Below are 6,875 nucleotides of genomic sequence, written 5' to 3'. Positions count from 1 at the left end.
TGGGCGCCCACCGCGCGCGCGGCTTCGATCTCGGCCTCGGCGTCCGCGACGCTGCCGAGGCGAATCTCTTGCGCCCGCCCGCCGCGCCGCGACAGGTCCGGCAGCGCTTCGATCGCGGCTTGCGCGCCGCCGAACTGGTTGACCAAGGCACGGAACGTGGCGGGGCCGACATTCTCGCTGCGGATCAACCGCAGCCAGGCGAGACGCTGGGCGTCGTTGAGGCGTGTGCCGGCCTCAGGCTTTTTGTTTCTCGCCAATACGCGTCTCCTCGCCGCTCGTGAGGCGGCGGATATTCGCGGCGTGGCGGACGTAGAGAAGAGCGGTAAGCAAAGCGAAGAGGACCGCAAGCGAGATTGTCCCGTGAGCGCAAGCGCCCCGACAGTGGCCGCGCTTGCCACGAGCGCGGAGAGTGAAGAATAGCGCGTCGTGACGGCGACCAGGAGCCAGACGATGCAAAACGCGACCGCCGCAGGCCAATAAAGACCGAGCGCCACGCCGATATAGGTGGCGACACCTTTGCCGCCGCGAAATCCGAGCCAGACCGGGTAGAGATGGCCGAGAAAGGCGCCGAGGCCGGCGAACATGGCTGCGTAGAGTCCGAAATGCGAACCCAACCAGACGGCGGCGGTCCCTTTGAGCACGTCGAGAAGGAGAGTGAGAGCGGCCAGCGGCTTGTTGCCGGTGCGCAAGACATTGGTCGCACCGATATTGCCGGAGCCGATCTTGCGGACGTCACCGCCGCCGGAAAGTCTCGTGAGGATGAGGCCGAACGGAATCGAGCCGAGGAGATAGCCGACGACAAAACTTAAGGAGACAAGCCCGAGCATCAACGGGACAACCGCGCTCCAGTCCTCGGAAGGGGGCATCGATCATCCTCTTGAATGCGGCGAGCCGGTTTAACCGTAATGATAGACGGGCCGTCCGGCAACGAATGTCACAAGCGCCCGGCCTTCGAAGCGTGCCTCGTCGAAGGGGGTATTCTTGGACTTCGAGCGCAGCCGCTCGGGCTCGACCTTCCAGGGCATTTCGAGATCGATCAGGACGAGATCGGCCGTCGCGCCCTTGGCGAGCCGCCCCCCGCTGAGGCCCAAGAGCTCGGCCGGCCGCGACGAGAGAGCGTCCAAGAGGCGATGAAGCGAGACCTCGCCGTTATGGTAGAGGCGGAGTGCGGCGCTGAGCAGGGTCTCGAGACCGACCGCGCCGTCATTGGCCTCGGCGAAGGGCCGGCGTTTTCCTTCGGCGCCCCGCGGATCATGCGCCGAGACGATCACATCGATATCGCCGCGCGACACGCCCTCGACCATGGCTTGGCGGTCGTCCTCCGTGCGCAGCGGCGGCTTCATCTTGAAGAAGGTTCGATAGGAGCCGATGTCGTTCTCATTCAGCGTGAGATGATTGACGGAGACACCGCAGGTGACGGGGAGGCCGCGGGCTGGCGGCGCGGATCACCTCAAGCGAAGCGCGGCAGGAAATCTGGCCCGCGTGATAGCGGGCGCCGGTGAGTTCGACCAGACGGATATCGCGTTCGAGCATGATGGTCTCGGCCGCAGTCGGAATGCCGCGCAAGCCGAGACGCGTCGCCACCTCGCCCTCGTTCATCACGCCGTCCTGGGTGAGAGAGTCGTCCTCCAAGTGATGCACCACCAGCGCGCCGTAATCATTGGCGTAAGACAGGACGTTGCGCATGAGGCGGGCGGAGGCCACGCTCGTCTTGCCGTTGGTGAAGGCGACAGCGCCTGCGTCGCGCAGCAGGCCGATCTCCGCCATTTCCTCACCCTTCAGGTCGCGGGTCATCGCCGCCATGGGATGGACATGGACGAGGGCGGTATCGCGGGCGCGGCGCAAAATAAAGTCCACGAGAGCCACGTCGTCGATCACCGGATCGGTGTTGGGCATGCAGCAAATGGTGGTGACGCCGCCGGCAGCCGCGGCGCGACTCGCGGTCGCCAAGGTCTCGCGGTGCTCATGACCGGGCTCGCCGCAAAACACCATCATGTCGATGAGCCCGGGCGCGACCGTGCGCCCGCCGCAATCGAGCGACTCCGCGCCTTCGACCGATCCCTCCATGATGTGCATGCCGAGATCGGCAATGACGCCGTTCTCGATGAGGAGGCCGCCGAACGCGTCGAGCCCCGATGCAGGGTCGACCAGCCGCGCATTGACCAGCGCCAGCGGCTGGTGCGGACGGCGGCGGTCGGTGTCGTGTTGCTCGTGCTGGGCGTCCATGGCGGTCATTGGTTGGGCAGATGCCGGGCGAGCGCTTGAAGCACGGCGATGCGCACGGCAACCCCCATCTCCACCTGTTCGCGGATGACGCTGCGGGCATCGTCGGCCACGTTGGAATCGATCTCCACGCCGCGGTTCATGGGCCCGGGATGCATGATGAGCGCGTCGGGTTTGGCGCGGGCCAGCTTGTCGTAGTCGAGGCCGTAGAAGTGGAAATATTCCCGCTGGCTCGGGATCAGGCTCGACACCATGCGCTCGCGCTGGAGGCGCAGCATCATCACGATATCGGCGTCCTTCAGACCTTCATGCATCGAGGTGTAGACCTCGACGCCGAGCCGGTCGACGGCGGCGCCGAGCAGGGTCGAGGGCGCGACGACACGGACCCGGGCGCCGAGCGCGTTGAGCAGAAGGATATTCGAGCGGGCGACGCGCGAGTGAAGGATGTCGCCGCAGATCGCCACGATCAGGCCCTCGATGCGGTTCTTGTGGCGCCGGATGGTCAGGGCGTCGAGCAGCGCCTGGGTCGGATGCTCCGTGGCTGCCGTCGCCCGCGTGATCACCGAGCAGTCGACCTTCTGGGAGAGCAGCTCGACCGCGCCGGCGGCATGGTGGCGCACCACGAGCAGGTCAGGGCGCATGGCGTTCAGCGTGACCGCCGTGTCGATCAGGGTCTCGCCCTTCTTGATGGACGAGGTCGGGATCGACATGTTCATCACGTCGGCGCCGAGGCGCTTGCCGGCCAGCTCGAACGAGCTTTGGGTGCGGGTCGAGGCTTCGAAGAAGAGATTGATGAGGGTACGGCCGCGCAGGTCGTCGCGCTTTTTGTCCACCTGACGGCCACGCTTGGCGGCCTCCTCGGACAGGTCGAGCAGCGCCGTAATCTCGCTGCTGGAAAGACCTTCTATCCCGAGAAGATGGCGATGTGGAAACGGCGCTGGGAGCGCTTCTGCCGCGATGCTCATTAAAGGGCACTGTATAAGCCCGACCTGCGCGGGCATCAAGCATCCCTGCGCATTTAAGGTAAGCTCGCCGTAACGGAGCTTTGGCACGGTGAGACCATGGCCGATCCGATCCGGGACGATCCCGCCTTCAATCAGAGCCCGCCCTTTATCGACGTGAACCTGTTCACCTCGGACCAAGCGCTGCGGGCGGCGGTGGCGCGCGAGGGCGCCGAATGGGCGGCCGCCGATCTCGAGGTTTTCGGTGGCGTCGCCGGCAGCGCCGCGGCGATCGAGCTCGGGCGCTGCGCCAACGCCCATCCGCCGGACCTGCAGAATTTCGATGCCCAGGGGCAGCGCGTCGACCGGGTGGCGTTTCATCCCGCCTATCACGAGCTGATGGCCATCAGCATGGCCCAGGGCCTCCATTGCTCGACCTGGGAGCATCTGCTGACGGGCGCTGCGCCCAAGCCAGGCGCGCACGTGGGACGTGCCGGCGGCTTCTACATGGCGGCTCAGATGGAGCCCGGGCATTGCTGCCCGATCACCATGACCCATGCGTCCGTGGCCGCGCTCCGCCACGCGCCGGCCCTTGCGGCCGCATGGCTGCCGAAGATCCTGAGCCGGACCTATGACCCGGGGGCGGTGCCGGCGGGGACGAAGACGGCGGTGACGCTCGGCATGGGCATGACCGAACGGCAAGGCGGCACGGATGTGCGGGCCAACACCACCCGGGCGGAGCGCCTCGACGAAGAGACCTATGCCATCACCGGGCATAAATGGTTTCTCTCCGCGCCGATGTCCGATGCGTTTCTCGTTCTGGCGCAGGCGAAAGACGGCTTGAGCTGCTTCCTGCTGCCGCGCCTCACGCCGGATGGCGCATTGAACGGGCTGAGGCTGGTGCGGCTGAAGGACAAGCTCGGCAACCGGTCCAACGCGTCATCCGAGATTGAGTTTGAGAATGCTCAAGGGTTCCTCGTGGGCGAAAAGGGCCGGGGCGTTCCCACCATTATCGACATGGTGACGCTGACGCGGCTCGATTGCGCGGTGTCGTCGGCCGGCTTGACGCGCCAAGCGCTCGCGCGCGCCATCCATCACGCGCGGCATCGCAGCGTGTTCCAGAGATTGCTGATCGATCAGCCGCTGATGGCCCAAGTGCTCGCCGACATGGCGCTCGACGTCGAGGCGGCGACCGCGCTGTCGTTCCGGCTGGCGCGGGCTTTCGACGGGGGTGCGGACGAAGCGGAGAGCGCCTATCGCCGTCTGATGACGCCGGTCACGAAATACTGGGTGTGCAAGACCGCGCCGAGCCTCGTCACCGAGGCCATGGAGTGCATGGGTGGCAATGGCTATGTGGAGGAGGGCGGTTTTCCGCTGCTCTATCGCGAGGTGCCGGTCAACGCCATCTGGGAAGGATCGGGTAACGTGATGTGCCTCGACGTGCTGCGCGTGTTGGAGCGTTCGCCCGAAACATTGCGGTCGGTGCTTGAAGGCATGGATCAGGCGGGCGGGCAGGAACCGCGCCTGAAGGCCGCGCTCGATCGCATCGAGACGCTGCTCGCCCAGGCCATGCGCGATCAGAGCGTGGCCCGCACCCTGGTCGAGCAGCTGGCGCTCGCGCAGGCGGGCGCGCTTCTGCTCACCCATGCGCCTTCGGCAGTGAGTGATGCCTTTCTGGCCACGCGGCTTCAGGGGACGTGGCGCAGCACCTATGGCGCCGGCACCGTGGGACTTGATGCGCGCGCGATCCTCGACCGCGCCACACCGCACGTCGCATGATGTGTCGATACTGGAATGACATCCCACCGCCATAGGGACTCGGCTAAGATCACTGGGCTGAGGATGGGTCATGATCCAACCAGGAGGCTCGAGATGCGTAGACTGGCAATTTCTCTTGGATTAGCGGCAGCGGTGCTGCTCGCAGGTGGTGTCGCGTGGAAGGCCGAGGCCCTGACCTGGAACTCGGCGGGCGCGAATCTTCCCGGCGTTGCCAAGAATTATTCGCCGATCGGCCAGATCGCTTGCCGCGGCTGGGGGCGTTGTCCGCCCGGGTTCCGCTATAGTGCCGCCCGGTCCGCGGCTGCCGCTGCATGGCTTGCTGGTAGGCCGGCGGCGAGGCTGAGGACCATTAGAGCAGGAGGCCGCCCTGACCATGGGCGGCCTCGTCGCGCTCGGAGGATGAGGGCAGGCTTGCCAGCAGGGGGCGAACTTCAATACCTTGCAAGGCAAGCGAATCAATAAGATGGAATGGCCGGTTGAGGGAACTTCGGCGCCGGCTGGGGGACAATCGGGAGGGCTGGATATGATGAGCTTACCCTTTGTTCTCTTTGCGTGTGGACTTGGCGCGGCTTGGATGCGCCAGCGCGGCGTGGCCATGGGTTTCTGGGTCGTCGGGCTCGTGACGATGCTCGTCTTGTTCCGCGTCCACGTGACCGAGGTCTTGAGCATCCAGCTCTAGGGGGAGAACCGCGTGTCGGGCGACCTATCGAGGCTGCTGAATGCCGTCGGGCTTCTTGGCATCGGTACGGTGCTGGCGCTCGCCTTCATCGATCAGATTTGGTTCCGCGACCTCCCGTGTCCGCTGTGCATTCTGCAGCGTGTCGGCTTTTTCGCCGCGGGTTTCGGGATCGCGCTGAACATCATCTTCGGGCCGAAGCCGAGCCATTATGGCGTCGCCATTATCGGCGCTGTGGGCGGAGCCGCCATCGCGATGCGACAGATTCTCATCCACATCGTTCCCGGAACGGGCTCATACGGCAATCCCGTGTTCGGGCTGCATCTGTACACGTGGGCGTTCATCGCCTTCGTCGTCATTGTGGTGGGCTGCGCCATCATGCTGCTCGACGACCGGCAGTTCTCGCGGGCCGAGCCTATGTCGGTCCGGCTGAAGCCGCTGCCATTGTCGGCGCTGCTCTTGTTTCTGGTCCTGGCCGTCGCGAACATCTTCTCGACGATCGCGCTCTGCGGCGCCGGCTTCTGTCCGGACGAGCCGAAGGACTACATCCTGTTCCAAAGCTCGCCTTAGGGCGGTGATGCCGCCAGGTTCCTGAGCCGGTCCAGCGCGCCTTGCAGAATATAGGCGGCGGCCATGCGGTCGATGACCTCGGCCCGGCGCTTTCTGGACGCATCCGCCTCGATCAGATGGCGCTCGACGGCCGCGGTCGACAGCCGCTCATCCCAGAAAATCATCGGCAGATCGACATGTGCGGCAAGATTGCGTGCGAAAGCGCGCGTCGACTGGGCGCGCGGCCCTTCGCTGCCGTCGAAATTGAATGGCATGCCGATCACCAGGGCGCCGACGCCCTCTTTGGCGGCGATGGCGGCGATGGCCTTGGCATCGGCGGTGAACTTCGTGCGTCTGATGGTCTCGTAGGGGGTGGCAATCGACCGGGTCACGTCCGACAGGGCAAGACCCACGGTCTTGGTGCCCACATCGAGCCCGAGCAGCCGCGCGTCGCGCTGTAGCCTCGCAGGCAAGTCTTCGATAGGAAGGGGCGGGGCTGCTGTCACAGGAGCAAACTAAGGGTGAGACGATGAAGATTACGTGGTTCGGCCATTCCTGCTTTCGCGTCGAGACCGGCGAGAGCCGTATCCTGATCGATCCCTTCCTGACCGGCAATGCCACGTTCGAGAAGGCGGAGATCCCCATGCATAAGGTGATCGAGGGCATCACCCATGTGGCGCTGACACACGGCCATGAGGACCATCTCG

The 6,875-nt window shown here is 65.4% G+C and carries 6 protein-coding genes and 3 pseudogenes; 4 read left to right on the top strand and 5 right to left on the bottom strand.

Translation table 11 applies throughout. From position 1 onward, the window contains the following. From AUC71_RS01235 to AUC71_RS01220, 4 genes and pseudogenes are all read right to left on the bottom strand, one after another. Positions 1–188: pseudogene (locus tag AUC71_RS01235) on the bottom strand (DNA-processing protein DprA); the annotation flags it as partial. A 46-nt stretch (positions 189–234) separates the two neighbouring features. Continuing rightward, positions 235–827, bottom strand: a pseudogene (gene plsY, locus AUC71_RS01230) (glycerol-3-phosphate 1-O-acyltransferase PlsY). A 69-nt stretch (positions 828–896) separates the two neighbouring features. Then, a pseudogene (locus tag AUC71_RS01225) lies at positions 897–2,226 on the bottom strand (dihydroorotase). 5 nt (positions 2,227–2,231) lie between these two features. Further along, positions 2,232–3,188: an aspartate carbamoyltransferase catalytic subunit gene (locus tag AUC71_RS01220; protein WP_069622791.1), complete on the bottom strand. Its 957-nt coding sequence runs from the start codon at positions 3,186–3,188 to the stop codon at positions 2,232–2,234. Between the two features lie 96 nt (positions 3,189–3,284). Between AUC71_RS01220 and AUC71_RS01215 the strand changes: the two genes are divergently transcribed. The 3 genes from AUC71_RS01215 to AUC71_RS01210 all read left to right on the top strand — a co-directional run bounded on the left by AUC71_RS01215 (position 3,285) and on the right by AUC71_RS01210 (position 6,189). After that, on the top strand, positions 3,285–4,943 hold the full coding sequence (locus AUC71_RS01215) for an isovaleryl-CoA dehydrogenase (RefSeq protein WP_069622790.1): 1,659 nt from the start codon (positions 3,285–3,287) through the stop codon (positions 4,941–4,943). 523 nt (positions 4,944–5,466) lie between these two features. After that, positions 5,467–5,622, top strand: a complete 156-nt coding sequence (locus tag AUC71_RS19915) for a DUF5993 family protein (RefSeq protein ID WP_193427000.1) — start codon at positions 5,467–5,469, stop codon at positions 5,620–5,622. A 12-nt stretch (positions 5,623–5,634) separates the two neighbouring features. Continuing rightward, positions 5,635–6,189 (top strand): disulfide bond formation protein B, encoded by a 555-nt coding sequence (locus AUC71_RS01210; protein ID WP_069622789.1) that lies wholly within the window; start codon positions 5,635–5,637, stop codon positions 6,187–6,189. Here the strand turns inward: AUC71_RS01210 and ruvX are convergent. Continuing rightward, complete coding sequence (gene ruvX, locus AUC71_RS01205) at positions 6,186–6,674, bottom strand: Holliday junction resolvase RuvX (RefSeq protein WP_083237967.1); 489 nt, start codon at positions 6,672–6,674, stop codon at positions 6,186–6,188. The genes AUC71_RS01210 and ruvX overlap by 4 nt on opposite strands. Positions 6,675–6,697: 23 nt before the next feature. Between ruvX and AUC71_RS01200 the strand changes: the two genes are divergently transcribed. After that, positions 6,698–6,875, top strand: a 178-nt coding sequence (locus AUC71_RS01200) for an MBL fold metallo-hydrolase (RefSeq protein ID WP_141701359.1), incomplete at its 3' end; no start/stop codon positions are given.

The sequence above is a fragment of the Methyloceanibacter marginalis genome, assembly GCF_001723295.1.
GTDB lineage: Bacteria > Pseudomonadota > Alphaproteobacteria > Rhizobiales > Methyloligellaceae > Methyloceanibacter > Methyloceanibacter marginalis.
Note: the sequence above shows the minus strand (reverse complement) of the source record. Positions and strands in the feature narration are given on the sequence as shown.

What these genes read in the sequence shown, in the direction of transcription:
- AUC71_RS01220 (WP_069622791.1), bottom strand. Translation starts at nt 3,188, where the DNA reads ATGAGCATCGCGGCAGAAGCGCTCCCAGCGCCGTTTCCACATCGCCAT.
- AUC71_RS19915 (WP_193427000.1), top strand. Translation starts at nt 5,467, where the DNA reads ATGATGAGCTTACCCTTTGTTCTCTTTGCGTGTGGACTTGGCGCGGCT.
- AUC71_RS01215 (WP_069622790.1), top strand. Translation starts at nt 3,285, where the DNA reads ATGGCCGATCCGATCCGGGACGATCCCGCCTTCAATCAGAGCCCGCCC.